This window comes from Occallatibacter sp. (genome assembly GCF_049802275.1).
In the GTDB taxonomy this organism is placed as follows: domain Bacteria; phylum Acidobacteriota; class Terriglobia; order Terriglobales; family Acidobacteriaceae; genus Telmatobacter.
In genome coordinates this window covers 1-2,235 of record NZ_JBARMD010000250.1, presented here as the reverse complement: position 1 = coordinate 2,235, position 2,235 = coordinate 1, and the positions used below count along the sequence as shown (strand labels likewise).

Here is a 2,235-nt window from a genome sequence, read left to right as displayed (position 1 = left end):
GGGCTATGAACCGGTAACCCCTGCCGGTGAGGGTTTCAACAAAGCGGGGCTCTTGGGGATCGTCCTTTAGGACTTGACGAATCTTGCGGACAGCGCCGTTGATGCTGTTGTCAGTGTCGAGAAAGACGTCCTTGCCCCAGATCTTCTCGGCAATTTCTTCGCGAGTGACGAGCTGCCCCTTCTGCTCAATCAGGATCACCAGGACTTGCAGGGGAAGGCGCTCCAGTTTGAGGACACGTCCGGCTTGGCGGAGCTCGAAGGCTCGCAGATCGACCTGGAAATCCTCCCCGAATCTGATGGATTCCTGCGCTCCGGCCGGGCTTGATCCCACAACAACACCCCCTCAAGGTGGACAGATTCTACACTCTTTGCGGTTTTGTGCGACATCCCTTTCAGAGTCATGTATTTGAAAAGACAGGAAAAATTAAGATGTCCGACAGGTGTTCGCTATTGAGGGCTCGGCATGACGGGCGCAATATCCGTTTTGTCGCAGGCATTTCCCTGATAAATCGCGACTTGAAGGCGATGTCCGCCGACAGACGATTCCTCACGCCAAAAGGAGATCCCAATGAGAACCAACTTCGTATGCCGCATCGCAGCCCCCATCTTTGCCTCCCTTGCACTCGGCTTTGCGCCCGGCGCGGCGCTGCTGGCGGCAGGTCAGAACCCGGATTCCAATGCCGATCACGCACATTCGGCTCCAGCCAAACTGGTTCAAATGGTTCGCGACGCGACCAGGGAGTTCATCGACGTCAATAATGCCGGACCCGCTGGGTACGGACCATTCCTTGGTTGCGTGAGTGGATCGGATCACGGAGCAATGGGAGTGCATTATGTAAATCCGACGCTGGTGGGGGCCGGAGAGATTGATGCCGCGCATCCACAAGCCTTGATTTACGAGCCTTCAGACGGAAAGATGCGCCTGGTTGGCGTTGAGTTCATCGTGGACTCGGCAACTTGGCTGAAGACTCACAGTGGGCCGCCTGTTCTCGAAGGACAAAGCTTTCTTCTTGTTGGCATCCCGAATCGATACAACATCCCGGCGCCGTTCTTCGAACTCCATGTCTGGGCCTGGCGGGACAATCCTCAGGGAGCATTCGTGGACTGGAACAACCGGGTGACTTGCGAAGGCCAGCAATGAGAGAACGCCAAAGCTCGCGAGCACACGCTCCAATTGGCGCATTGCCTGATCAAGAATCGCAAGATGGAGGTTCCGATGCCGAAGTATGTCATTGAGCGCGAAGTTCCCGGTGCGGGAAATCTGACAGCCGGGGAGCTGAAGAGCATTTCGCAAACGTCGTGCAGCGTGCTGAGCAAACTCGGATGCGAGATTCAATGGATTCAGAGTTTCGTAACCGGGGACAAGATTTACTGCATCTATCGCGCTTCAAACGAGAAGTTGATCAGGGAGCATGCCCAACTGGGTGGCTTTCCGGCGAATATCATTGCCGAAGTCTCGACGACCATCGATCCCGGGACCGCCGAGGGCTAAAGTGCTTCTCTGGGCAGGGCCGATGTTTTTTCTGCCCTGCTCAGACGAATCGACGTGGCTCTGGACCTTTTTCTGGCGAAGGAGGCGTGCTATGACAGGCGTTGGCGCGGAAGGCGACGAGTCCATGCTTCCGCTAGCGCCGATCGATGATGCTTCAGAGGAGATACGGAACCTCCGCAGCTATGGCCAGATCGCCAGGATGGATGACTGGTCGCTGATAAACATCAAGCTGGGGAAACGCGGGCCGTTTCTCTCGGGAACGATCTCCGGCAGACCTGGCATGTGTACCGCCCGGCTCATTGTGTTCCGGCCTGCTCTCGGCTATGCCGTAACGAAGAATACAATCTACATCCTCGGCAAAAAGAAGCTCGATTACTGGCGGAACATCTGCTTGGCGATGAAGAAGACGTTGGCGGGGCGTTCCGCTAACCGGCGCATGAAGTAGGGGTACCATTCGCGGCCGAAGGGGATGTAGACGCGGACGTTGTATCCCTCGGCGACGAGCTTCCGCTGGAGATCGCGGCGGACGCCAAAAAGCATCTGAAATTCGAAATGGCTGCGGTCAATGCCGCGCTGTGCGACGAAGGACTTCGCCGCTGCAATCATCTTTTCGTCATGCGTGGCGAGGCCGTGATAGATCGGGCTTTGCAGCAGCATGTTGCCGAGCTTTACGTAGTTGGCGTCGACGTCGGATTTTTTGGGGAAGGCGACTTCTCCCGGCTCCTTGTACGCGCCCTTGCAGA

General features: G+C 56.6%; 5 protein-coding genes. 3 read left to right on the top strand and 2 right to left on the bottom strand.

Features of this window, described 5'->3' with window-relative positions:
• Positions 1-331, bottom strand: a 331-nt coding sequence (locus WA354_RS08680) for a winged helix-turn-helix domain-containing protein (protein WP_472812610.1), incomplete at its 3' end; no start/stop codon positions are given.
• Positions 332-568: 237 nt separating this feature from the next.
• Between WA354_RS08680 and WA354_RS08675 the strand changes: the two genes are divergently transcribed.
• The 3 genes from WA354_RS08675 (at position 569) to WA354_RS08665 (ending at position 1,937) form a co-directional block, all read left to right on the top strand.
• Positions 569-1,141, top strand: a complete 573-nt coding sequence (locus tag WA354_RS08675) for a hypothetical protein (protein WP_472812609.1) — start codon at positions 569-571, stop codon at positions 1,139-1,141.
• A gap of 75 nt (positions 1,142-1,216) precedes the next feature.
• Positions 1,217-1,492: a DUF4242 domain-containing protein gene (locus tag WA354_RS08670; protein ID WP_472812608.1), complete on the top strand. Its 276-nt coding sequence runs from the start codon at positions 1,217-1,219 to the stop codon at positions 1,490-1,492.
• A gap of 91 nt (positions 1,493-1,583) precedes the next feature.
• Positions 1,584-1,937 carry a hypothetical protein gene (locus WA354_RS08665; RefSeq protein ID WP_472812607.1) on the top strand — a complete coding sequence of 118 codons (354 nt, stop codon included), beginning with the start codon at positions 1,584-1,586 and terminating at the stop codon, positions 1,935-1,937.
• On the opposite strand, the gene WA354_RS08660 is transcribed toward WA354_RS08665, so the two are convergent.
• A partial coding sequence (locus tag WA354_RS08660) for a proline dehydrogenase family protein (RefSeq protein ID WP_472812606.1) occupies positions 1,865-2,235 on the bottom strand: 371 nt, incomplete at its 5' end. The two genes, WA354_RS08665 and WA354_RS08660, sit on opposite strands and share 73 nt — an antisense overlap.

Excerpts from the sequence above, each read along its gene's own strand:
- WA354_RS08675 (WP_472812609.1), top strand. The coding sequence starts at position 569 with ATGAGAACCAACTTCGTATGCCGCATCGCAGCCCCCATCTTTGCCTCC.
- WA354_RS08670 (WP_472812608.1), top strand. The coding sequence starts at position 1,217 with ATGCCGAAGTATGTCATTGAGCGCGAAGTTCCCGGTGCGGGAAATCTG.
- WA354_RS08665 (WP_472812607.1), top strand. The coding sequence starts at position 1,584 with ATGACAGGCGTTGGCGCGGAAGGCGACGAGTCCATGCTTCCGCTAGCG.